At 71.9% G+C, this 22,827-nt stretch carries 18 protein-coding genes and 1 pseudogene; 7 read left to right on the top strand and 12 right to left on the bottom strand.

Annotated elements, in window-relative coordinates; genetic code table 11:
- Positions 1 to 20: 20 nt before the first annotated feature.
- The 3 genes and pseudogenes from ACH4K4_RS27890 to ACH4K4_RS27880 form a co-directional block, all read right to left on the bottom strand.
- Complete coding sequence (locus tag ACH4K4_RS27890; RefSeq protein WP_398171022.1) at positions 21 to 224, bottom strand: hypothetical protein; 204 nt, start codon at positions 222 to 224, stop codon at positions 21 to 23.
- Positions 225 to 294: 70 nt separating this feature from the next.
- Positions 295 to 519: a helix-turn-helix domain-containing protein gene (locus tag ACH4K4_RS27885; protein ID WP_398171021.1), complete on the bottom strand. Its 225-nt coding sequence runs from the start codon at positions 517 to 519 to the stop codon at positions 295 to 297.
- Positions 520 to 599: 80 nt separating this feature from the next.
- Positions 600 to 1,507 (bottom strand): annotated as a pseudogene (locus ACH4K4_RS27880) (oxidoreductase).
- A 136-nt stretch (positions 1,508 to 1,643) separates the two neighbouring features.
- Here ACH4K4_RS27880 and ACH4K4_RS27875 point away from each other — a divergent pair.
- On the top strand, positions 1,644 to 2,576 hold the full coding sequence (locus ACH4K4_RS27875; protein WP_398171064.1) for a winged helix-turn-helix domain-containing protein: 933 nt from the start codon (positions 1,644 to 1,646) through the stop codon (positions 2,574 to 2,576).
- 71 nt (positions 2,577 to 2,647) lie between these two features.
- Here the strand turns inward: ACH4K4_RS27875 and ACH4K4_RS27870 are convergent, their stop codons facing one another.
- From ACH4K4_RS27870 to ACH4K4_RS27860, 3 genes are all read right to left on the bottom strand, one after another.
- Positions 2,648 to 3,799: an MDR family MFS transporter gene (locus ACH4K4_RS27870; RefSeq protein ID WP_398171062.1), complete on the bottom strand. Its 1,152-nt coding sequence runs from the start codon at positions 3,797 to 3,799 to the stop codon at positions 2,648 to 2,650.
- A 92-nt stretch (positions 3,800 to 3,891) separates the two neighbouring features.
- The gene (locus tag ACH4K4_RS27865; RefSeq protein ID WP_398171020.1) at positions 3,892 to 5,160 is read right to left on the bottom strand and encodes an ATP-grasp domain-containing protein; all 1,269 of its coding nucleotides are present in this window, start codon (positions 5,158 to 5,160) and stop codon (positions 3,892 to 3,894) included.
- Between the two features lie 194 nt (positions 5,161 to 5,354).
- Positions 5,355 to 6,719, bottom strand: a complete 1,365-nt coding sequence (locus ACH4K4_RS27860; RefSeq protein WP_398171019.1) for an aspartate aminotransferase family protein — start codon at positions 6,717 to 6,719, stop codon at positions 5,355 to 5,357.
- A gap of 228 nt (positions 6,720 to 6,947) precedes the next feature.
- Here ACH4K4_RS27860 and ACH4K4_RS27855 point away from each other — a divergent pair, with 228 nt between their 5' ends.
- Positions 6,948 to 8,132 carry an LLM class flavin-dependent oxidoreductase gene (locus ACH4K4_RS27855; protein WP_398171018.1) on the top strand — a complete coding sequence of 395 codons (1,185 nt, stop codon included), beginning with the start codon at positions 6,948 to 6,950 and terminating at the stop codon, positions 8,130 to 8,132.
- Between the two features lie 40 nt (positions 8,133 to 8,172).
- Entirely contained in the window at positions 8,173 to 9,177 is a 1,005-nt protein-coding gene (locus ACH4K4_RS27850; protein ID WP_398171017.1) for an alpha/beta fold hydrolase, read from the top strand.
- Between the two features lie 71 nt (positions 9,178 to 9,248).
- Here the strand turns inward: ACH4K4_RS27850 and argJ are convergent, their stop codons facing one another.
- The 5 genes from argJ to ACH4K4_RS27825 all read right to left on the bottom strand — a co-directional run bounded on the left by argJ (position 9,249) and on the right by ACH4K4_RS27825 (position 15,809).
- The gene (argJ, locus tag ACH4K4_RS27845; RefSeq protein ID WP_398171016.1) at positions 9,249 to 10,430 is read right to left on the bottom strand and encodes a bifunctional glutamate N-acetyltransferase/amino-acid acetyltransferase ArgJ; all 1,182 of its coding nucleotides are present in this window, start codon (positions 10,428 to 10,430) and stop codon (positions 9,249 to 9,251) included.
- Between the two features lie 153 nt (positions 10,431 to 10,583).
- Positions 10,584 to 11,558 (bottom strand): clavaminate synthase Cs1, encoded by a 975-nt coding sequence (gene cs1 / locus ACH4K4_RS27840; RefSeq protein ID WP_398171014.1) that lies wholly within the window; start codon positions 11,556 to 11,558, stop codon positions 10,584 to 10,586.
- 13 nt (positions 11,559 to 11,571) lie between these two features.
- On the bottom strand, positions 11,572 to 12,516 hold the full coding sequence (gene speB, locus ACH4K4_RS27835) for an agmatinase (protein WP_398171012.1): 945 nt from the start codon (positions 12,514 to 12,516) through the stop codon (positions 11,572 to 11,574).
- Positions 12,517 to 12,556: 40 nt separating this feature from the next.
- The gene (locus tag ACH4K4_RS27830; RefSeq protein ID WP_398171011.1) at positions 12,557 to 14,092 is read right to left on the bottom strand and encodes an asparagine synthase-related protein; all 1,536 of its coding nucleotides are present in this window, start codon (positions 14,090 to 14,092) and stop codon (positions 12,557 to 12,559) included.
- A gap of 1 nt (position 14,093) precedes the next feature.
- Positions 14,094 to 15,809 carry a thiamine pyrophosphate-binding protein gene (locus ACH4K4_RS27825; RefSeq protein WP_398171010.1) on the bottom strand — a complete coding sequence of 572 codons (1,716 nt, stop codon included), beginning with the start codon at positions 15,807 to 15,809 and terminating at the stop codon, positions 14,094 to 14,096.
- A 363-nt stretch (positions 15,810 to 16,172) separates the two neighbouring features.
- On the opposite strand from ACH4K4_RS27825, the gene ACH4K4_RS27820 reads away from it, so the two are divergent.
- The 4 genes from ACH4K4_RS27820 to ACH4K4_RS27805 all read left to right on the top strand — a co-directional run bounded on the left by ACH4K4_RS27820 (position 16,173) and on the right by ACH4K4_RS27805 (position 19,655).
- Entirely contained in the window at positions 16,173 to 17,168 is a 996-nt protein-coding gene (locus ACH4K4_RS27820; protein ID WP_398171009.1) for an aldo/keto reductase, read from the top strand.
- Positions 17,169 to 17,317: 149 nt separating this feature from the next.
- Positions 17,318 to 17,773: a nuclear transport factor 2 family protein gene (locus tag ACH4K4_RS27815; RefSeq protein WP_398171008.1), complete on the top strand. Its 456-nt coding sequence runs from the start codon at positions 17,318 to 17,320 to the stop codon at positions 17,771 to 17,773.
- Positions 17,774 to 17,822: 49 nt separating this feature from the next.
- Positions 17,823 to 19,010 (top strand): serine hydroxymethyltransferase, encoded by a 1,188-nt coding sequence (locus ACH4K4_RS27810; RefSeq protein WP_398171007.1) that lies wholly within the window; start codon positions 17,823 to 17,825, stop codon positions 19,008 to 19,010.
- Positions 19,011 to 19,088: 78 nt separating this feature from the next.
- Complete coding sequence (locus ACH4K4_RS27805; RefSeq protein ID WP_398171005.1) at positions 19,089 to 19,655, top strand: flavin reductase family protein; 567 nt, start codon at positions 19,089 to 19,091, stop codon at positions 19,653 to 19,655.
- A 12-nt stretch (positions 19,656 to 19,667) separates the two neighbouring features.
- Here the strand turns inward: ACH4K4_RS27805 and ACH4K4_RS27800 are convergent, their stop codons facing one another.
- Positions 19,668 to 22,727, bottom strand: a complete 3,060-nt coding sequence (locus ACH4K4_RS27800; RefSeq protein WP_398171060.1) for a BTAD domain-containing putative transcriptional regulator — start codon at positions 22,725 to 22,727, stop codon at positions 19,668 to 19,670.
- Positions 22,728 to 22,827 lie beyond the last annotated feature (100 nt).

The following is a 22,827-nucleotide window of genomic DNA, read 5'->3' as shown; positions in this document are numbered from 1 at the left end:
TCAATGGCCGGAGGTCATATTCAGACGTCTTGAAGTCTCATGGCCTTCTTCCCTCGGTGGGAGGAGCCGTTGTCGACGATCCAGAGAACGCGTCTGGCGCTGGCGTAGGGCTCGGTGGTCATGACCTGTTCGATCAGGGCCATGAACGGCTCGATGCCTGCGGTGGCCTCGCAGCGGCCGAAGACTCTCGCCCGATGGACGTCGTAGGCGGCCAGGTAGGCCACGGCACCTCCGCGGCCGCAGGTGTGGTTGACGCGTATCGCCCTGGCCCCTTCGTAAGTTCGGGCGTATAGGTCAGGATGCGCTGAGCCTTGGCGCGGTGGACGGCGAGATGGTGTCGGTGATCCCGCGCGAGGTCAGCTCGGCGGCCGGGAGCTGGCAGGCCAGTGCCTTGGCCTCGGCGACCTGCACGGGAGTGAAGCGGGCCGGGCGCCCGCGCCTGCGGCCGGCCAGGGCCGGCAGGCCGCCGTCGGCGAACCGGCCCCGCCAGGTGCGCACGGTGTCTACGTGCACTCCCACCTCGACGACGATCCGCGCGTTGGACCTGCCCGGGTCGCCAGGAGCACGATCTGTGACCGGACCCCGGCCTGGTGGCTTGTTCATGCTGTTTCGTGGTGGAGGGAGTCCAGAACGGCGAGTTCTTCCTCAGACAGGTGCAGGGAGCCGGCGGCCACGTTCTGGGCGAGGTGGCCGAGGTCACCGGTGCCGGGAATAGCCAGGACGTGGGGGCCCTGGTGGAGTGTCCACGCCAGCCGGATCTGGGCTGCGCTCGCGCCGCGGGCGCGGGCGATGGCGTGCACCTCCGGGCTGTGGTCGGTGGTCGCGCCGGCGTCGCGTCCGGTGCCGGCGATCGAGTAGAACGGCACGAACGCGATGCGTTGTGCACCGCAGATACGCAGGAACTCCCTCTGCTCGGACGATGCGCCGATGCCGTACATGTTCTGGACGCAGACCACCGGCGCGATGCTCTGAGCCTCGGCGAGGTGGTGGGGTCGGACATTGGACAGGCCCAGGTGACGTATGAGTCCGGCCTCGCGCAGTTCGGTGAGCGCGCCAAAGCGTTCGGCGATGGAATCGGTGCCGACGATGCGCAGGTTCACCACGTCGAGGTGGTCGCGGCCGAGCTGGCGCAGGTTCTCCTCGACCTGGCCGCGCAGCTGCTCGGGGTGGCATGCGGCAGCCACTGGCCCGCAGGGTCGCGGCCCGGACCGACCTTGGTGGTGATGACGAGATCCTCCGGGTAGGGGGCCAGCGCCTGATTGATCAGCTCATTGGCCGAGCGCAGCGGCGAGAAGTAGAACGCGGCGGTGTCGATGTGGTTCACGCCGAGCTCGACCGCGCGGCGCAGCACACCGATCGCCTGGTCGCGATCGCGTGGGACGGCATCGGCGGCGAATGCCTCGCCGTGCTGCGGCAGGCGCATCGCGCCGAAACCGATCCGGTTGACGGTGCGGTCGCCGAGCTTCCAGGTTCCTGATGCCGCCGTGGTGATCGTCTGTGAGGTCATGGTGGGATGATCTCCGCGAGGTAGGCTGACCCGCCATTGATTCATGTATGCCTGAATCCGTTGAGGAGCGATTGTCCTGGCAGAGCTGGCGTTCTCGACGAGCGATCTGGCGCAGGTGCGGTTCGCCCTCTCACCGATGTGGGAGGTCGCGCCCAGCTTCCGGCTGCTGAGGTCCGGCTCTACTCATCCGGTGCACCGGCCTTGGGCCGACCAAGTACGCCCGCGCATGGTGGCCGCCGGGCTGGACCGGGGCTGGCTCTGCGAGCTGATCCCGCCGACCGGCGGCTACATCCCCGACTTCCTCAACCCGGCCCCCACCGGACCGGCCCCCACCCCGGCGGCAGAGCGGGACGCGATCCGGGCCTCGCCCGTCGACCGGGTACGCCAGGACCTCGACCACCTGGCCCGCCACCAAGGGAACCTCGGCCCCCGGCTACGAGCCCTGCACAACGACCCACAGGGCCTCCTGGCCAAGGTCGCAGATGAGCTCGAAACCTACTGGGAGCTGGCACTCGCCCCCTACTGGGCACGGATCCGGGCAGTCCTGGACGCAGACATCCTCTATCGGGCCCGTATGGCCGCCGAGCACGGCACCGGCCACCTTCTCAACGACCTGCACACGTCGCTGAGCTGGGACGGCAACGCGCTGCGGATGGCCCGCCGAAAGCAGCCGCTTACCCGCACGACGGCAGGAACAGGGCTGCTGCTGATCCCCTCGGCCTTCACCGGACCGGGACTGCGCACCCGAACGACGCTGCCGGACCCCCCTCAACTCGCCTATCCGGCGCGCGGTATCGGCACACTGTGGAAGCCGCGCTCCGTAACCCAGGCCGACACCCTCTCCGCCGTACTGGGCCGCTCGCGGACCCTGCTGCTGACCGAGTTGGAGATCCCGGACTCCACCACACGCCTGGCCCACCGCACCGGACTCTCCCCCGCGGGGGTATCCCAAAACCTCACCGCTCTACGTAACGCGGGCCTGGTCAGTGCCCACCGAGCCGGCCGCTCCGTCCTCTACGCACGCACCGCCGCAGCCGAAGCCCTTCTCCAAGGCGGCGCCTCCGCCTGACCTCACGTCAACCCCCGAAGGGTTTATGGAGCCGACCACTAAGGCCCCCCCGCCGAGGGACAACAGGACCGTCACGCCTCGGTCGGCCGGCGTAGGCGGGCCAGTAAGAGGTGGGCGGTGGCGGCCAGGAGGGAGAGGGCCAGGCAGGTGGTCCAGACGATGGAGGTGCCGCCGGACGCGCCGATCAGTTGTGAGCTGAGCAAGGGGGCGAGGGTTACGGAGACGCTCCATATGGACAGGAACCAGCCCTGGTAGGCGCCTTGTTGGTGGGGCGGTGCGAGGGCGGAGACCAGTGTCATGCAGGTCGGCCAGACGACGATCTCTCCCAGGCTCCACAGCACCACGGTTCCCGCGTATCCCGGTACGGAGTGGACGGCGGCGGTGAGGCCCAGGCCCAGGCCGGTGAGCACGGTGGCGGCGGCCAGTGCGTGTTCGGGTCTCAGACGCCCGGCGAGCCGGGTCAGCGGCAGTTGGAAGACCGCGATGACCAGGCCGTTCATCATCATGGCCGTTCCGTAGTCGGCCGGGGAGAGGTGGTCGGCGGTCATCGTCAACGGCAGTGCGACCATCGGCTGCTGGAAGAGCGTGCCCAGGAGAAGTACCGAGCCGAGCAGTACCAGGAAGGGCCGGTCGCGGTAGACGGTTCCGGTGGGTGTGGGGGTGGTGGCGTCGGGGTCGGAATCGGGTACGGCCTTTGCCTTGCGGGTCTCCGGGACGCAGCGGTAGACGATGACGCCGGCGATCAGGTTGGCCAGCGCGTTGCCTACGAAGAGGATGAGGAAGCCGTGTTCGGCGGCGGCTCCCGCGGTCACGGCGGCGACGGAGAAGCCGAGGTTGGTGGCCCAGTAGAGCAGGGAGTAGGCGCGCGGGCGGTCCTCCGGGGCCACCAGTTCGGCGATGGCCGCTGCCCGGGCGGGCCGGGTCGCGTTGAGGCCCACGCCGACCACCAGGGTGCCCGCCAGTACCAGGGGTTGGGTGTGGGCCGTGCCGAGTCCCAGCATGCCGATGACGGACAGGGCTTCGGCGGCGAGCAGGACCGTCCGGCGGCCGAAGCGGTCCGCGAGCACCCCGCCGAGCAGTGAGGCGATGCCGCTGCCGACTCCGAACAGGGTGAGCGTCAGCCCGGTGAAGGCCACGGAGTAGCCCCGCACGCTGTGCAGGTAGATCGTCAGGAACGGCACCACGAAGCCGCCGGCGGAGGTGACGAGCGTTCCGCCCCACAGCCACCAGTACGGGCGCGGCAGCCCGCCCAGGGAGTTCCTGAGCGCCTTCGCGAGACGCTTGTCCGCGGTACGCCGCGCGGTGTCGCCGGTGCTCAGCTCTGCTCCTCGTACTCGACGTGCAGCGTGCGGGCGAGGTGGTCGCGGAACTCCGCGGCGGCGGCGTCCGACTCGTGGTGGGAGAGCACCAGCGCCGGGTATCCGGTCCAGTCCGGGTAGGGGCGGAGCAGGGTGCCGGGCGCGGCGGACCGTACGACGTAGTCCACCCGCGGGTCGGCTTCGATCTCCTCCAGGCCGCGTACCCGGACGAAGCGCCCGCCGGGGCCGACCGGTACCAGGTAGAACGCGCTGTGACCGGCCGGTTCCGGCTCCCGGCTCCAGCATTCCGGCTCCCGGCCGAGGTGGATGCGCAGCGCCTCGGCCGCCAGGTCGATCCCACTGCTGGCGTGGGTGACGTAGTGCATGGCGCCCCCGCCGCCGATGCGCGCGCCCATCTCCAGCAGCACCGGTCGGATGCCGCCGACCAGCCGCAGTTCGGTGTGCGTGGTTCCCTCGGTGATGCCGAAAGCGTGGTGGGCGCCGATCACCTCCGCCTCGATGGCCGCGAGGACTTCGGCGGGCAGCCGGGCGGGGGCCCGCAGAGTGGATTCCTCGAAGTAGGGCCCGGTCAGCTCGCCCTTCCAGCTGACGGCGCAGACCCGTACGCGGCCGCCGTGCACCAGGGACTCGGCGGAGACCTCCGGGCCGTCCAAGTACTCCTCGACGAGGACGCCGGCCTCCCCGGCGGGCTCGCCCGCCTGCCGCAGGTTGGCCTCGACCAGCTTCCAGGTGTTGCCGACCGCCTCTTCCAGGCGGTCCTTGTCGTCGACGCGGATCACGCCGAGGCTGGAGTAGCCGTTCGCCGGCTTGACCACCACCGGAAAGCGCAGCGGCAACGCGTCCGTCCAGCGGTCGGGGCCGTCCAGTTCCACGAAGCCCGGGGTCTGCAGGCCCGCGTCCCGCAGCAGCCGCCGCATGCTGCGCTTGTCGCGCACCACGGCCGCCGCGTCCTCGGAGATGCCGGTGAGGCCGAGCGTCCGTGCGGCGTGCGCGACGAAGGGTACGACCTTCTCGTTGCCCGCCATGATCCCGTCGAAGGGCTCCTGCCGGTAGCGGGCCACGAGCGCGGCGAGGGCCGCCGCCGGGTCCCCGTCGATGTCCAGCGGCAGCACCTCGACCACGGCCTTGGCGCGCCGCGCGTTCTCCACCGTGTCGTCTCCCCGGGGGACGAGCACCAGGTCGATACCGGCCCGTTCGGCGGCCTCGAACACCCACGGGAACAGGGTCAGCTGACCGACAAGGACGATTTTCTGGCGCTGCGGCATGGCGTCTCCGGAGGTGCGGGTGCGGGTCTACGTGGACCGGGCTCGTGGGGGGGGTGGCGGCGGCCGCCGGCTCGGAACGGCCCCCGCCAGGCTGTCCCGCCGGCCTTGACGCCCGCTTGCAGAACCGTTTGACGGCCCGCCACACCCCGGTACGACCGGCCAGGTCAGGCCGGGTGCGGCGGGGTCGCGTCAGGTCAGTGGACCTGCCCGTCGGGGCCGGTCCTGCCGAGCACGGACCGCAGCCCGTCCACGAGTTCGTCGGCCTCCTCGTGGGTGAAGACCAGCGGCGGGTTGATCACCAACGCGTACGGGTTGGTGCGCAGGATGATCCCGGCCTGTTCCCGCAGCGCGTCCGCCACCGCCATGGTGCCGCCCGTCAGGGGCCGCCGGGCGTCCCGGTCGGACACCAGCTCCACCGCCATCATCAGGCCGAGCTGCCGGATCTCCCCCACGACCGGCAGGTCGGTCAGCTCCGCCAGGCGTCCGCCCAGGTACGCGCCGATCGCGGCGGCGTTGGCCGGCAGCTTCTCGCGCTCGATGATGTCCAGGTTGGCCAGTGCCACGGCGCAGGCGGTCGGGTGCCCGGTGTAGGTGTAGCCGACGGGGAAGCCGGTGTCGCCGGTCACCACGGCGGCGACCTCCTCGGTCGTCAGGACGGCGCCGTGCGGCACGTACCCGGAGGTGATGCCCTTGGCGGTGACCATGATGTCGGGGACCACGCCGTAGTGCTCGGCGGCGAACCAGTGCCCGAGGCGCCCGTAGGCCGTGATCACCTCGTCGGAGACCAGCAGGATGCCGTAGGACCGCAGCAGTTCCGCGACCCGCGGCCAGTAGTCGCCGGGCGGGACGATCGCGCCGCCGCCGCCCATGACCGGCTCGCCGATCATCGCGGCGATCTTCTCGGGGCCGATCCGCTCGATGGTCTCGCGCAGCTCGGCCAGGCAGAAGTCGGTCACGTCGGCGCCGGAGAACAGCTCCCTGCGGTACGGGTGCGGCGGCGTCAGGAAGTGGACGTCCGGCAGGGAGGGCCCGAACCCCTCGTGGTAGACCGGCATTCCGGAGACGCCGCCGCTGCCGTAGCCGATGCCGTGGTAGGCCATCCGGCGGGAGAGGATCCAGGTCCGCTGCGGCTCGCCGCGCCGGTAGTGGTAGAGGCGGGCCATCCGCAGCGCGATCTCGTTGCCCTCGGCGCCGCCGCTGGTGAAGTACACCCGGCTCAGCGGGTCGGGGGCCAGTCCGGCCAGCCGCGCGGCCAGCTCCACCGCCCGGTCGTTGCTGATGGGGCCCCAGGTGTGGAAGTAGTCGAGGCGGGTCATCTGCTCGGCCGCCGCCTGCGCGAGCTCCCGGCGCCCGTGGCCCACCTGGGTGACCCCCAGCACGGCCGACGCGTCCAGGTACTCCCGCCCGCGGTCGTCGCGGACCCGGCTGCCGGAGCCGGAGACCAGCACGGTCCGGTCGGTACGGTGCGCGGGCAGGGTGGGGTGGATGAGCGCCGCGCGGTCCGCTGCGGCGAGACCGGTGCCGGGCGCCCCGGGCGGGGTGGACAGTGCTGAGGTCAAGACGGGCTCCTTGGGAAGGGGCGAGGACGCGTGCCCCAGGCTCGCCGTGGGGGCTTGCCACCCGCTGGACGTCCCGCTGCGCACGCGCCGGTCCCGGCCCGTCGCCGGCCGGACGGGCCGGGGCGGCGTACAGGCGCCGCGTCAAATGGATGGCAAGAGCGCGGTGGAAGGGTCGAGCCGCCTTCGACGCAACATCACGCGTCGGCGCCGCGAACCGAAAGGACCACGGTGAAGTCCATCCTCTTCTATCTGCCCACGGTCGGCAGCCATGCCCAGATCCAGCGCGGTATGTCCGGTATCAACCCGCGCAATTACCAGAACATGCTCTTGCAGCTCACCCGCCAGGCGCAGGCGGCCGACGAACTCGGCTACTGGGGGCTGTCCTTCACCGAGCACCACTTCCACGTCGAGGGTTTCGAGGTCTCGAACAACCCGATCATGCTGGGGCTGTACCTGGGCATGCAGACCAAGCACATCCGGGTCGGCCAGATGGCCAACATCCTGCCCTTCCACAACCCGCTGCGGCTCGCCGAGGACCTGGCGATGCTGGACCACATGACGCGCGGCCGCACCTTCGTCGGCATCGCGCGGGGGTTCCAGAAGCGCTGGGCCGAGGTCATGGGCCAGGTGTACGGCGTGGGCGGCACGCTGTCCGACGCCGGCGAGAGCGACCGGCGCAACCGCGCGCTCTTCGAGGAGCACTGGGAGATCCTCAAGAAGGCCTGGACGACCGAGACCTTCTCGCACTCCGGTGCCCAGTGGACGATCCCCACGAAGGACCTGGAGTTCCCGTTCGAGGCGGTGCAGCGGTACGGTCGCGGGGTCGGCGAGGACGGCGTGGTGCACGAGGTGGGCATCGCCCCCAAGCCGTACCAGCGGCCCCACCCGCCGGTGTTCCAGCCGTTCAGCTTCAGTGAGGACACCTTCCGGTTCTGTGCCCGCGAGGGCGTGGTGCCGATCCTGATGAACACCGACGACCAGGTCGTCCGCCGCCTGATGGACCTCTACCAGGAGGAGGCCGAGGCGGCGGGGCACGGCAGGCTGCGGCGCGGCGAGCGGGTGGGCGTGATGAAGGACGTCCTGGTGTCCCGGGACGCGGACGAGGCCCACCACTGGGCGGCCCGCGGCGGCGGCTTCATCTTCGAGAACTGGTTCGGCCCCATGGGCTTCACCGAGGCGCTGCGCAACGTCGGCGAGAAGGGCCCGATCGGTTCGGACTACGGGACGCTGGTCGAGCGGGGCCTGGAGTGGGTCGGCACCCCCGACGACATCAACCGCAAGATCGAGAAGCTGGTGGAGCACCACGACCCGGAGTACCTGCTCCAGTGCCAGTACTCCGGGCTGATCCCGCACGACGTGCAGATGCGCAGCCTGGAGCTGTGGGCCACCGAGATCGCCCCCAACTGGCTCTGAGCGGCACGGCCGCACCGGACCACCACCAAGGAGGACCGCGGTGGACCACCGCATCTTCGAGGTCGACGCGCTGCCGCTGCTCGGCGGGGAGACCCTCACCGGCGCCAGGATCGGCTACGCCGTGCAGGGGACGCTGGACGCGGACGGCGCCAACGCGGTGCTGTGCCCGTCGTTCTTCGGCGGCGACCACACCGGCTACGACTGGCTGATCGGGGCGGGCCGGCCGCTGGACACCGACCGGTACTGCGTGGTCACCGCGGGGCTGTTCGGCAACGGGGTCTCCAGCTCGCCCGGCAACCACCCCTCGGGTCGCGGTTTCCCGCTGATCACTCCGCAGGACAACGTCGCGGCGCAGTACCGGCTGCTCACCGAGGAGCTGGGCGTACGGGAGCTGGCGCTGGTCACCGGCTGGTCGATGGGCGCGGCGCACACCTACCAGTGGGCGGTCTCGCACCCGGAGATGGTGCGCCGGATCGCGCCGGTCTGCGGCGCGCCGGTGACCAGTGAGCACAACCGGGTCTTCCTGGCCGGGCTGGCCGCCGCGCTGACCGCCGACGGCGGCGGGGAGCGGGGAAAGCTCGCCGCCGGGCGGGTGTTCGCCGGCTGGGGCGCCTCGCACCCCTTCTGGGCCCGGGAGGCGTACCGGGAGCTGGGGTTCGCCGACCGGGAGGAGTACCTCGCCGGCTTCTGGGAGGAGTTCTTCCTGAGCGGCCCGGCGACCGTGGACCTGCTGGCCATGGCGCGTACCTGGGAGTGCGCCGACGTGGGCGCGACTCCCGGGTTCGGCGGCAGCACGGAAGCGGCGCTGGCCTCGGTCACCGCCGAGGCGGTGCTGCTGCCCGCCGCCTTGGACCAGTGCTTCGCCGCCGCCGACGAGGAGCGGGTCGCGCGTCTGCTGCCGCGTGCCTCGCTGGAGGTGATCCCGGGTGACTGGGGGCACCTCGCGGGAGCGGGCGCGAACGCCGCCGACCGGGAGTTCGTCGAGAGCGCGCTGCGCCGGCTCCTGGCCCGCCGGCCTGCGACCGTACGGGCGGGCGGCGCCTGACCGCCCAGCGGTACATAAGGAAGCGGACGGCACCCCGAGGGGGCCGTCCGCTTCCGCCGCGGCATGCGTGATCAGGTCGAGTAGTCGGCGTTCAGCCGGACATAGCCTTCGGTCAGGTCGCACCCGTACACGGTGAACGCGCCGTCCGCGATGCCGAGGTCGATGCCGATGACCACCTCGTCGCCGGCCATCTCGGCGGCCACGGCGGCCCGCACCTCGTCCTCGCCCGCCGCGCCCGGCCGCCCCGGCGGGTAGACGGCCACCTCGCCGAAGCGGATGACCACCCGCTCCTGGTCGATGTCGGTGTCGTCGGAGCACTTGCCTATCGCCATGGCGACCCGGCCCCAGTTGGGGTCGCCGCCGTGTACCGCGGTCTTCACCAGCGGGGAGTTGACCACGGCCTTGCCGACCCGCTTGGCCTGGGCGTCGTCCCGGGCCCCGCCGACCCGGACCTCGATCAGCTTGCCCGCCCCCTCGCCGTCACTGGCGATGTCCTTCACCAGCGTCAGCGCCACCTCGTAGAGGGCCTCCTCGAAGGCCGCCGGGTCCACCTCGCCCGCCAGGCCGTTGGCGAAGAGTGCCGCCGTGTCGCTGGTGGAGGTGTCGGTGTCGATGCTGACGGCGTTGAACGTCCGGTCCATCACGCGCCTGAAGATCCGGTCCTGCTCTTCGGGGTCGAGCCGGGCGTCGGTGGCGAAGAAGGTGAGCAGCGTCGCCATGTCGGGTTCCATCATGCCGACGCCCTTGGCGATACCGACCAGGGAAGCGTCGCCGATGCGCCGGGCGGCCCGCTTGGGCCGGGTGTCAGTGGTCATGATGGCGCGGGCCGCCCGGTCGAAGCCGCCCTCGGGCAGCGGCACGGAGAGGGTCTTGAGGTGGTCGCGGAGGGCCGGCATCGGGTACTGGCGGCCGATGACGCCGGTGGAGGCGATCAGCAGCTGCTCCTCGTCCAGCCCGGCCGCCCTGGCGACCGCCGCGCGCACCTCACGCGCGTTGCGCTCGCCCTCGGCGCCGGTGGCGACGTTGGCGTTGCGGGCGAGCACCACCACGCCCTGCGCGCGGCGGTCGGCGGTGGCGGCGCGGCTGAGCACCACGCTGGGCCCCGCGAAGCGGGAGCGGGTGAAGACCGCGCTCACCGCGGCCGGTGCGGTGGAGAGCAGAACGGTGAAGTCGTCCCGTCCGTCGTCCCCGAGGCCCACCGGCGCGGTGTGCACCGCGAACCCCCGCGGTTCGTAGGTTTCGCTGTCCGTCATGCCTGTTCGTCTCCCGGGTGCCGAAGGTGCGGGTTGGGTACGGCGCTGCGCCGTCCTGCTGATCCATACCATGTTCCGCCGCCCGCGGAACCGGACCGGGCGGCGCGGGGCCGCCCCGCCCCGCGCCGCCCGGCCCTGGTGCCGTGCCGCGGCTCAGCGGCGCGGGGAGAAGGCGACGACGTCGCCCGCGCGCTCCCCGCCGGAGAGCTGCCCGTTGCGCTCGGTGCGGATGTAGACGCGGTGCAGCCAGCGGTCGCGGCCGTCCCAGCGGGGGGTGAACGGGGTACGGGCGTGCGTGGTGCGGAAGTTGTCGACGATCAGCAGGTCGCCGGGGGTCAGGTACACCGACTCGGTGACCTCGTCCAGCGCCTTCGACAGCGCGGCGACCGCCGCCACGTCGTCCGGGTCGGTGGGGGCGAGCAGTTCGCGGTCGTACCCGAGGAACGGGTCCTCGGGGTTGCCGTACAGCGGCTTGACCTGGGCGATGGCTCCCGGGTCCGGAACGCCGCCGCGGAAGGCCACGTCCACGCAGCACGGCATCTTGCGGTCCTGGAGCCGCTCGCGCGTCTCGGCGGGGAGCAGCGGCAGCGCCTTGCGGACGGAGGCGACCTGGGTGGCCGCCTTGCGCTCGTGGTCGGCCCGGGAGCAGGCCAGCATCACGTAGTTGGGCTGGAGGTGGTGGTACGCCATCTCCGTGTGGAATTCGAGCAGCGTCTCGGAGGTCTCGGACGACAGGTGATGGGCGTTCGGGGAGGGGTACACGTCGTGGTAGACGGTGGCCGAGCGCAGTTCCTTGTAGCCGGTGTGCAGGCCCAGGCGGCGGCCGACGAGGCCGAGCATGGCCTCCATGGTGAGCAGCGCGCGGTCCTCGGGTGCCGGGGTGGTGGTCGGGGTGGGCGGCAGCGCCGCGTCGTCCTCCACCGGGAGGCCGCGCAGCAACAGGTAACCGTCGTGGTTGCCCTCGGCGTTGAAGGTGTCCAGGGCGGTGGCCAGGGCGCCGGGCAGGCCGGCGGCGGCCGACCCGGCGGAGTTCAGGAAGGCGTGAATGTCCGCGCGGGGGACCTGCGGCAGCTGCGCTGCGAGGGCGCGCAGCTCACCGGCGAATGCGGTGCAGTCCACGACTGTCATGGCGGTTTCCTTTCTATGCGTGCTTGCTGACGTGGGCGCGGGCGTACTGGTACAGGAGTTCCGCGCCGATTTCGGTGGCCAGGACGGAGGTGATGCCTCCGTGGTCGTAGAGCGGCGACACCTCCATGACGTCGAACCCGACCGGGTGCAGGTCGCCGATGCCGCGCAGCAGGGCCAGGACCTCCCGGGAGGAGGGCCCGCCGGGGGCTGGGGTGCCGGTGCCCGGGGCGAAGGCCGGGTCCACGACGTCGACGTCGACCGACACGTAGAGCGGTGCGTCGCCCACGATGTCCCGGACCAGCCGGGTGGCGGCCTGGTTGCCGAGGTCGGCGAACTCGTCGGCGGTGACGATGCGCACGCCGTGCCCGCGGGCGTAGTCGAGCGAGTCGGGCTCCGGGTTGTGTCCCCGGATGCCGATCTGCACCATCCGCTGCGGGTCGACCAGCTTCTCTTCGATGGCGTGGCGGAAGGGCGTGCCGTGGTGGTATTCGCCGCCGTAGAAGGCGGGGTTGGTGTCGCTGTGGGCGTCCAGGTGGAGCACGGCCAGCGGTCCGTGCTTCGCGGAGACGGCCCGCAGGGCGGCGAGGGTCAGCGAGTGGTCGCCGCCGAGCATGAGGAACGCCGCGTTGTCGCCGAGCAGTTCGGTCAGCCGGCGGTGCGCGGTGTCCATCGCGATGTGCATGTTGAACGGGGTCAGGTCGATGTCGCCGGCGTCGACGCAGCTGATCAGGTCGAAGGTGCCCGGTCCCCGGTCGATGCCCACGCCGTGGATCAGCCCGGACTCGTTGCGGATGGCACGGGGGCCGAAGCGCGCTCCCGGCCGGTAGCTGGTGCCGCCGTCGTACGGGGCGCCGATGACGACGACGTCCCGGTCGCGCGGGGCGGGGTCGTGCGGCAGGCGCATGAAGGTGGGGATCTGCGCGTAGCGGGGGGAGACGGTGGTGTCGATGCGTTCCACGCCCTGGTTGCTCCTTCGGATTGCGCTGGGTGACGGGACGTCACGCGATGGGCTGTACCGGCTGTGCACGGCGCTCCAGCCGGTCGACGACCAGCTGCACCACCTGCTCGGCGGCGACCTCGTCCGGGTGCCGCCCGGCCACCACCACCTGGTCGAACAGCTCCTGGACGACCTGGCTCTTGGCGTGGTGCACCCGCCCTTCGGGGACCCCGGCGTCCGTGAGCAGCCGGCTGAACGAGGAGGTGGTGCCGGACCCCTCGTGCACGCCGAGCTTGGGGCGCAGCACGGTCTCCTGCGGCAGCACGTCGCCCATGGCGGCCCGGAGCACCCACTTGTCCTGTCCGTAGCGGCGTTTCATGCCCGCTTCCAGCGAGACCAGGACGTCCAGGACGTCGCGGTCCCAGTAGGGGTGGGTGGACCAGTGGCCGGCGATGCCGGAGAGGACCGGGGTCATCTCGTTGAGGCCGTCGAAGGTCTCCATGTCGCGGGCGAGCGCGGTGTCCAGTGCGGGCAGCCGGTCCTCGCGGTGCATGCCGCCCAGGGGGATGTCGGCGCCGTAGCCCGTGAGGATGCGCCGCCCGGTGTCCTCCAGCCGCAGGTACAGGGCGGTCAGCGGGAGCAGGTACTCGATGATGTCCGGGTCCAGGGACTCCGCCGCCCAGACCGTGTGGGGCAGGCGGCGCAGCAGGTCGGCGGTGGGAATGGTCAGTTCGCGGTGCGCGGTGCCGAGGTGTTCGGCGACGACCCGCGCCTGCGGGAACTCGTCGGCGTCCTCCGTGCCCATCGAGACGGTGTCGAGCGGGCCGGCCGCCCGGTGGGCGGCCAGCGCGGCGACGCTGGAGGAGTCGATGCCGCCGGAGAGCACCACCAGGGGCGTTCCCGAGTCCATGCGGACGCGTACCGCCCGTTCCAGTGCCTGGCGGACGGCCGCCACCGCCTCGTCCTCCGGCATGATCCGGCGGGAGAGCGGCGGCGTCCAGGTGCGGTGCGCGGTGCAGGCTCCGGTGCCGAGCGTCACCTCCAGCACGGTGCCGGCCGGGACCTGGTAGACGCCGGGCAGGCGGCGGACTGGGCGGGCCACGGGCAGCGGCAGCCCGGTGGGGGCGGTGCGCAGCGCCTTGGCCTCGGTGGCGGCCAGCACCCGGCCCGGCGCCGCCGTCAGGTACAGCGGCACCGAACCGGCGTGGTCGGTGGCCGCCACGACCCGGCGCTCGTCGTGCACCAGTGTGGCGAACCGGCCGTTGAGCAGCCGGAACGCGTGCACGTCGTAGATGCCGAAGAGCGCGAGGACCAGTTGGGCGTCGCCGGCCGGATCGGCGCCGTGCGGCAGCAGCGAGAGCAGCTCGCCCTGGTTGTACAGCTCTCCGGCGAACACCACCGACGTGCCCGGTCCGCTCGCCCGGGCGGCTTCCGGCGCCCCAGCGTGCAGCAGGCTGGTGTGCAGGGTCAGGCCGTGCCGTTCCGCGCGTTCCTCGGCGCGGGAGCCGAGCGAGGCGAAGACCGGCCGGGGGACCCGGCCGCCGTCCTGCTGGACGGCGGCCAGGAATCCGGTGGCGGGGGGCAGCGTCCGCACCATGTCAGATGCTCAGGGCCGCGAAGCCGCCGGCCTGGAAGTCGTAGTTGACCGGGACCTCGATGAGGAACGGACGACCGAGACCGGCACCCTTGCGCAGCGCGGCGAGCAGCTCCTCGCGGCTGCCCGCGCGCACCGCCTCGACGCCGTTGGCCCGGGCGAGGGCGGTGAAGTCGACGCCGGTGAACTTGACCGCCGGGTCGTGCGAGCGGTGGTGGCCGATGTTCTGGTACAGCTCGATCAGGCCGTTGGTGTCGTTGTTGACGACCACGGTGACGATGGGCAGGTTGAGCCGGGCGATGGTCTCCAGGTCCGAGCTGTTGGAGTGGAAGCCGCCGTCGCCGGCGATGAGGAAGGTGGGCTGGCCGGGGCGGGCCATCTGGGCGCCCATCGCGGCGGGGATGCCGTAGCCGAAGCTGGAGCAGCCGGCCGAGGTCAGGAAGCCGAACGGCTGGTCGGCGCGGGCGAAGAGCACGCCGTAGTGCCGGAAGAAGCCGATGTCGGAGACGATGGTGCCCTCGCCGGGCTCGGCGGTCTCGGCCATCACGGTGTTCATGCAGTCCATCACCTGGTGGACGCGCATGCCGTCGTCGTAGTGCTCGGGGTCGGAGAGGAACTCGGTGATCCGCTCGCGGAGCGGCTCGATGTCGTGCGGGGTCTTCGGCGCCAGCTCGGCCGTGCCGGCGTCCAGGTGCTCGACGAAGGCGAGCACGTCGGTGACCACGTCCACGTCGGGACGGTAGACCCGCGGGATGGGGTTGACGGTCGGCGAGACCCGGACGGTCTGCTTGGCGCCGCCGCGCTGCCACATCGACGGGCGCAGGTCCTCGGCGTAGTCGTAGCCGAGGGTGAGGATCAGGTCGGCGGGGCCGAAGAGGGTCTCCAGCGCCGGGAAGGACAGGATGCCGTCCATGTAGCCGGTGACCGCGCCGTAGTTGAGGCGGTGGCCCTGCGGCAGCACGCCCTTGGCGATGTACGTGGTGATGACGGGGATGTTCAGGCGCTCGGCCAGGGCGCGGATGGCCGGCACCGCGCCGGACCGGATCGCCGCGGCGCCGACCACCAGCACCGGGTGCTCGGCCGTCGCGAGCAGGTCGGCGGCCTCCTTCGCCCGGTCCTGCCAGCCGTCCTGGACGGCGCCGACCGGCTTGCCGGGGGCGCGCACGGCCGGGCGCTCCTGCGTGGTGTCGATCTCGGTGCCGAGCAGGTCGACGGGGAGCGAGATGAAGCTGGGCCCGACCGGCTCGGTGGTCGCGGCGGCGATCGCGGAGTCCACGAGGTCGGTGATGTCGTCGGGGCGCTGCAGCTCCACCGCGTACTTGGTCATCGGGCGCATCACGGAGACCGAGTCCAGGCACTGGTGGGTGTCGTTGGGGAAGATGTCGTGCGACTCGGACTGGGCGGCGAGCGCGATGACCGGCGAGCGGTCCAGGATCGAGGTGGCGACACCGGTGGACAGGTTCGTCATGCCGGGGCCCAGCGTGGCCCAGCAGGCCTGCGGCCGGCCGCTGATCCGGGCGAGGACGTCGGCGGCCACGCCGGCGGTGAACTCGTGCCGGGTCAGCACGAAGTCGATCCCCTCCACCTCGTCGAAGAGGATGGAAGCGGCCTCCCGGCCGACCACACCGAACACGGTCTGCACACCGTGGTCCCGCAGGCGCTGGAGCAGGCCGTGCGCTGCCGTGGGGTTGTTGCTGGGGGTGGTGGACACACGTGACATGACGTCTCCTCATGCATACGGATGGGGCAGTGGCACCGGGCGGGTGAGCCGCCCCGGGCCGGCGCACGGACGGGACGGGCTGGTCCTGGCGCCGTGCTCACTGTGCGGAGAGGTCCTTGTACGGCAGTGGATGTTCCTGTTGCAGAGGTTCGTCCCGGCGGCGGGTCCGCGTGCCGCGGGACGCCAGCGCTTTGTCAAGCGCTTGGAAAGGGCGGCGTTGTGGCGGCGGGGCGTCGGCGGCTACCGTGCGACGGGGCCGGACCCCGCAGCCGCTTCCGTCTCTTTCGGCGCGGCCCTTTCCGCGACCGGCCCTTCCCTTCCTTCTTCCCTTGCCCCAGTGGCGTTTGCAGTGGAGGTTCTGCCGTGCCCGCTTCCCCGCGTCCACCTGTTCGCCTACTGCGCGATCTGCCCGTCAGCGCCCAAGGCCTGGGCTGCCTGCCGACCACGGCCTTCTACGGCTGCCCCGAGCCGGCCCGGGCGCTCGCCACCATCCGTACCGCCATGGACTCCGGGGTCACCCTGCTGGACACCGCCGACGTCCAGGGCATGGGCGCGGGCGAGGAACTGCTCGGCCGGGCCGTCGCGGGACGCCGCGACGAGGTGGTCATCGCCAGCAAGTTCGGCATGGTGCGCTCCGCCGACGGCACGTTCCAGGGGCTGTGCCACGAGCCGTCCTATGTACGCGCGGCCTGCGAACGCTCCCTGCGCCGCCTCGGCGTGGACCACATCGACCTGTATTTCCAGCACTGGACGGACCCGACGGTGCCGGTGGAGGAGACCGCGGGCGCGGTGGCGGAGCTGGTGCGCGAGGGCAAGGTCCGCCACTACGGGCTCTCCGAGCCTTCCGCCGACAGGCTGCGCCGGGCGGACGCGGTGCACCCGGTGACCGCGGTGCAGAGCGAGTGGAGCCTGTGGTCGCGGGAGATCGAGGCCGAGGTGGTGCCCGCCTGCCGGGAACTGGGCGTCGGCATCGTCGCGTACGCGCCGCTGGGCCGCGGCTTCCTGGCCGGAAGCGTCCGCACCACCGACGACCTGGCCGCCGAGGACTTCCGCCGCGGCCAGCCGAGGTTCAGCGCGGACGCCCTGGCGCACAACCGGACGCTGCTGGACCGGCTGCGTCCGGTCGCCGACGGACTCGGCCTGACCCTCTCCCAGCTCGCCCTGGCCTGGCTCCACCACCACGGCCCCGACGTCGTCCCCATCCCGGGCACCAGCAACGCGGCCCACTTGGCCGAGAACCTCGCCGCCAGCTCCGTACAGCTGGACGAGGACGCCCTGACCGCGATCGCGGAGGCGGTCGACGTCCCGGTGCACGGGGAGCGGTACGCGCCCGCGCTGCTCGCCATGGTCCGCGGCTGACTCCTTGCAAGCCGGGCCGCAGCGAGACGTCAAGCCGGTGCCAAGGCCGCCCTGCGACGGTGGGTCCGTCCGCCGGGCGGCCGCAGCGACGCCGCCGTCCCCGAGCGCGACGCCCCTTCCGCAGATTCCCGCACAATCGGAGGTCGATCATGCCCGAGGCACCGGCCGGCATGACGGACGAGCAGCGCAAGGCCGTCATCACCGCGTACTTAAAGGCTTTCGACAACGGCGGGGTCGGCAGCGACGGGACCGCCGTGCTGGACTACTTCGCCGAGGACGCCGACTTCTTCTTCCCCAAGTGGGGGCTGGCCCACGGCAAGGCCGAGATAGCCAGGATGTTCGACGGCCTGGGGAGCACCGTCAAGTCGATCACCCACCACCTCTGGTCCGCCAACTGGATCATGACCGGGTCGGACCTGTTCGCGATGGAGGGCACCACGCACGGCGAACACCGTGACGGGCCCTGGCGCGTGGGCGTGCCCGAATGGGGCGGCGGGCGCTGGTGCGGAGTCTTCGAAGTACGCGACTTCCTCATCCAGCGGGCCTTCGTCTACATGGACCCCGACTACGCGGGCAAGGACGTTGCCCGCTACCCGTGGCTCTGACGCCGCTCCCCGAATCCCCCCTCCGCACCTGCACAGCCAAGGAGCACCGATGGACGTCCTGGCCGCCTTGCAACGCAAGCCCAGCCTCAACCTCTTCCCGATCGAGAACCGGCTCTCCCCACGGGCCGCCGCCGCCCTCGCCACCGACGCGGTCAACCGCTACCCGTACTCGGAGACGCCGGTGGCCGTCTACGGCGACGTCTCGGGACTCAGCGACGTCTACGACTACTGCGTGGACCTCACCAAGGAGTTCTACGGCGCCCGGCACGCCTTCGTACAGTTCCTCTCCGGGCTGCACACCATGCACACCGTGCTCACCGCGGTGGCACCGCCCGGCGGCCGGGTGATGGTGCTGGCGCCCGAGGACGGCGGCCACTACGCCACCGTCACCATCTGCGAGGGCTTCGGCTACGAGGTGGAAGCCCTCCCCTTCGACCGGCAGCGCCTGGAGATCGACCACGCCGCGCTCGCGGCCCGGGTCGCCGAGCGCCCGGTCGACGTCATCTACCTGGACGCGTCCTCGACGCTGCGCTTCCCCGACGCGCGGGCCCTGCGGGCCGCCGCGCCCGACGCGCTGATCTGCCTGGACGCCTCGCACCTGCTCGGTCTGCTGCCCGCGGCCCCGCAGACCCTGGTCCTCGACGGCGGCTTCGACAGCATCTCCGGCAGCACACACAAGACGCTGCCGGGGCCGCAGAAGGGCCTGCTGGTCACCAACAGCGACTCCCTCGCGGAGAAGATGGCGGCGCGCATCCCCTTCACCGCGTCGAGCTCCCACTCGGCGACGGTCGGCAGCCTGGCGATCACGCTGGAGGAGCTGCTGCCGCACCGGGCGGAGTACGCGCACCAGGTGATCGCCAACGCCCGCCGGCTGGCCCGCGAGCTGGCCGAGCGCGGTTTCGACGTGGCCGGCGAGCAGTTCGGCTACACCGACACACACCAGGTCTGGGTGCACCTTCCCGAAGCCAACACCCCGCACGAGTGGGGGCGGCTGCTCACCCGGACCGACATCCGTACGACGACGGTCGTGCTGCCGAGCAGCACGTGTTCCGGTCTGCGCCTGGGCACCCAGGAGCTGACCCGCTGGGGCATGAAGGAGGACGACATGGCGCAGGTCGCCGAGCTGCTGGCCCGGCTCCTGCTGCGTGCCGAGGACAGCGGCAAGGTCGCCGCCGACGTGGCCGAACTGGCCCTGGCCTTCCCCGGCGTGGCGTACGCCGGGCAGCCCGCCCGGTGACCGTCGGCTGAGCCGGTACGGGGGGTGCGGCGGCCGGCCTCGCCGGCGCGCCCCCCGTACCCGACAAAGGAGACCCGTATGCCCCTTTCCGGGCAGACACGTTCCGTGCGGGACGGCCAGGCGTCCGTGACCGCCGAGCGGTTCCGCCGGGTGGCCGGCCACTACCCCACCGGCGTGGTCCTGGTCACCGGGCCGCGTCCGGAACCCGAACAGCCCCCGCCCGCCATGGTGGTGGGCACGTTCACCTCGGTCTCGCTGCACCCCGCGCTGGTGGGCTTCCTCCCCTCGCAGTCCTCGACCACCTGGCCGAAGATCCGGGCGGCCGGCCGCTTCTGCGTCAATGTGCTCGGCGCCGACCAGCAGCAGGTCTGCCGCGACTTCGCCACCGGGGATCCCCGCCGCTGGGAGGTGCCCCACCAGGAGACCGCCACCGGCTCCCCCCTGCTGCTCGACGCGCTCGCCTGGTTCGACTGCGAGGTGGCGGGCGAAGTGGCGGCGGGCGACCACTGGTTCGTGACCGGCGAGGTCCGCGGCCTCGGTGTCCGGCGGCTCGGTCCGCCCCTGGTCTTCCTGCGCGGCGGCTACGGCCACGGCGCCGAGGACGCCGACACCTCCGGGACCGGACGCCCCGCCCGCCCGGTCTGACCCCGCCGTGCGTCAGCGGTGCTCGTGATCGACGCTGTGCGCGGCCGCGCTGCCGCTGTCGTGTTCCCGCAGCAGGCGGGCGAACGGCCACTGCGGCAGGAGACAGGAGTACTCACCGCGCTCCTCGATCTCCCCGGCAGCGGCGGCGATCGTCCGCCGGGCCTCGTCGTGGGCTCCCGCGAGGTGCAGCGCGTCGGCGTACAGCCCCAGGTGCAGGGTGCGGCGCAGCCGGGTACGGTGCCGGGCCGCGTCGTGCAGCGCCCTGCGCATCCGGGCCAGACCCGTCTCGTGCCTGCCCTGGTACACCTCGGCCCAGCCGAGCGGGACGGCGAGCATGCGGTGCCAGAAGGGCAGCTGGCAGCGGGCGGCGAGGTCCAGGCCGGCCCGGCCGGCCAGCCAGGCGCCCTGGATGTCGTACTCGGTGACGGCGATGACGGCGTCCACGTACCGGGCGAAGGCCCGGTCCCAGGGCCGGTCGTAGCGGTCGGACTGGGTGAGGTGCAGGAGTTCCGACCGGTAGCGCCGGGCCTGGAGCTGGTCGCCGTTGAAACAGTGGCTGAGCGCCAGGTAGGCACGGAAGTCGATGCGCTGGTCCCTCAGCAGCGGGCTCTGCACCGGCGCGTACGCGGGTGCGTCCAGGAGGAAGTCGTTGATCTCGACGCCCTGGGTGAGCGGTCCGAGCGCCTCGTCCGGGCGGCCGCTCACGAACAGGGTGACCCCGTCCACGTAACAGGCCGCCGACCGGGCCGCCGGGCCGCCGCCGTGGTCGGCCAGCTCGTACAGCAGACCGGCGATCTCCCCGGCCTGCGCGTGCCGGCCCGCGGTGATCGCGCTCAGCGCCTGGGTGTGCAGCAGCCCGGTGGGCTGCGGGCTGCCGAAGGTGCGCTCCAGCTGCTGGGCATGCCAGAGGATCTTCTCGACCTGGGCCGATCCGTAGCCTTCCATCAGGGCGTGCAGCCAGATCATCCGCTTGCGCAGGTGCAGTTCGACGGCGGAGGCCGCCTCGTCCCCCGGCAGCGCCGCGACGACCGACGCCGCGCTCTGCAACCAGTGCAGCGCGGCCGCGTGGGCGAAGCGCGCCTGCTCCCGGTCGGCCAGGGTCAGCAGCGGCCGGACGCCGGTGCGGGCACCGAGGTGCCGGGCGGCCGCCAGGCAGTGGCGGTGGATCTCGGCGGCGTCGTCGCCCGGCTGGAACCGCAGGGCCAGGGTGGTGGCGATGCTGTGGTGCCACCGGGCGCGGGTGCCGGGCTGCGCGTTGTCCAGGAGGAAGTCGCGCGTCAGCCCGTGGACGAAGGACAGCCGGCCGTCGGTGGCCCGGTCGTGGCGCAGCAGGCCGGTCTGGACGGCTTCGTCGATCAGTGTGTGCGGCAGCTGGAGGGCGGACAGGAGGTCGGCGAGGAAGGGGCGGCGCACGCTCATGCCGGCCACCGCGCAGAGGGTGAGTACGTCGAGTGTGTGCGGTGGGCATTCGCTCAGCCGCTCGTACAGCACCTCGCGTACCTCGAAGGGGACCGACGCCCGCCGCCGGTCCCCGGCGGGCTGCGCGGAGACCATGCTGAGCAGGAGGAAGGGGTTGCCGCCGGACGCGCGCTGGAGCTCCAGGACCTCGTCGGACGAGGGCACCTCGCCCGAGACCGAGGTGATCAGCGTCCGGCTCTGCTCCTCGGTGAGCCCTTCCAGCCGGAGCATGCCGGTGTTGCCCTCCTGCAGGATGCGGCCCACGGCGCGCCGGACCGCCGGATCCTTCGCCAGTTCGTTGTCGCGCAGCGTGGCCAGGACGACGACGCGGGCCCGGCAGATCTGTTTGACGAGCAGTTGCAGCACTTCCAGCACCGGTACGTGGGCGAGGTGCACGTCCTCCAGGAGGAGGATCACGGGCTTTCGCTCGGCGGCGGACAGCACGGCCTGGCAGATCCGCATCTGGTGGGTGAGGTGCCGCTCGGGCGGCCAGTCGGCGCGGGAGGCGAGGTCGGCGGCGGCCTCACCGGCGTCGCTCCCCGGCTCCAGCTGCCGTACGACGTGGTCCCAGGTCCAGTAGCCGGGGGCCGACAGCGTCCCGACGCAGTGCGAGCGCACCACCTGGAACTCGTCGGTGGCGAGGAACCGCTCCGCTTCCTGCAACAGCCACGTCTTTCCGATGCCCTGCTCGCCGCAGACCAGCAGGGCGCGGCCATGGCCGCTGCGGGCGCCCGCCAGCAGGCTCTCCAGCCGTCGCAGCTCCGCCTGGCGGCCGGCGGGCCGGTCGTCCGGCGGGGAGACCGGGGGCGCCGGGTCCTCGGCTGCTTCCGGTGGGGCAGGCACCGCGGCGGGCGCCGGTACGGGCACGGTGTGCTCCGCCGGTTCCCGAACCGCCGACGTCGCCAGGTCCTGGCGCAGGATCTTCCCGTGCAGGGCCTGCAGTTCCGGGCTGAGGTCGGCGCCCAGGTCCTCCGCCACCGCCTTGCGCATCCGCTCGTACGTCAGCAGGGCTTCCGCCGACTGGCCCGAGTGGTACTGGGCGGTCATCAACTGGCCGCCCAACCGCTCCAGTCCCGGATTGCGGTGCAGTTCCTCGCCGAGCCGGACCGTCACTTCCTCATAGGCGCCGAGTTCGAGACTCGCCTGACCCCACATCTCAAGGACGCGTAAACGGATATGCTCAAGGCGATCCGCTTCCGCCACCGCGAACTCGTAACCGTACAGCTCGCCCAGCGGAGCGCCCTTCCACAACTCCAGGGCGGACCAAGCCGTCGCACGAACGGCTTCGAGGTCGCCGGCCTTCGACAATTCCCGGCAGTCCTTGACCTTCGCTTCGAAGACCGCCGCGTCGACCAGCAGCGGATCGGCTTCCAGAACGTAGCCCTGGAGATGGTGGACGAGCCGTATGGAGCGGTCATGGGCGTGCAGCAGTTTCCGCAACCGGGAAACGTAGGCCTGCAGCGTCCTGGTGACCTGGTTCGGTGGGTCGAAGCCCCAGATCGCCTTGATGATCACGGGCAGCGACACCACGCTGCCCACGTGGATCAGCAGCAGGGCGAGCAGGGCGCGCTGCCTCGGCGCACCGAGATCCACTTTCTTCTCGCCTGTACGCACATTCAAAGGGCCAAGGATTTCGAATCGCAGTGCATCGTCGTTCATCGTGCCTCCCGGCTGAGGGTGGTGGCGGAGGGGCATGCGAAGCAAACTACCGACG

Source organism: Streptomyces sp. NPDC017529, assembly GCF_044329785.1.
In the GTDB taxonomy this organism is placed as follows: Bacteria; Actinomycetota; Actinomycetes; order Streptomycetales; family Streptomycetaceae; genus Streptomyces.
The sequence above is the reverse complement of the archived record's forward strand: the minus strand, read 5'-3'. Positions and strand labels throughout refer to the sequence as shown.

Bases quoted from the DNA above. Each gene is read 5' to 3' on its own strand.
- ACH4K4_RS27810 (WP_398171007.1), top strand. From the start codon at position 17,823: ATGGACGTCCTGGCCGCCTTGCAACGCAAGCCCAGCCTCAACCTCTTC.
- ACH4K4_RS27830 (WP_398171011.1), bottom strand. From the start codon at position 14,092: ATGGTGCGGACGCTGCCCCCCGCCACCGGATTCCTGGCCGCCGTCCAG.
- cs1 (WP_398171014.1), bottom strand. From the start codon at position 11,558: ATGACAGTCGTGGACTGCACCGCATTCGCCGGTGAGCTGCGCGCCCTC.
- ACH4K4_RS27805 (WP_398171005.1), top strand. From the start codon at position 19,089: ATGCCCCTTTCCGGGCAGACACGTTCCGTGCGGGACGGCCAGGCGTCC.
- ACH4K4_RS27815 (WP_398171008.1), top strand. From the start codon at position 17,318: ATGCCCGAGGCACCGGCCGGCATGACGGACGAGCAGCGCAAGGCCGTC.
- ACH4K4_RS27865 (WP_398171020.1), bottom strand. From the start codon at position 5,160: ATGCCGCAGCGCCAGAAAATCGTCCTTGTCGGTCAGCTGACCCTGTTC.
- ACH4K4_RS27875 (WP_398171064.1), top strand. From the start codon at position 1,644: ATGTGGGAGGTCGCGCCCAGCTTCCGGCTGCTGAGGTCCGGCTCTACT.
- ACH4K4_RS27825 (WP_398171010.1), bottom strand. From the start codon at position 15,809: ATGTCACGTGTGTCCACCACCCCCAGCAACAACCCCACGGCAGCGCAC.
- argJ (WP_398171016.1), bottom strand. From the start codon at position 10,430: ATGACGGACAGCGAAACCTACGAACCGCGGGGGTTCGCGGTGCACACC.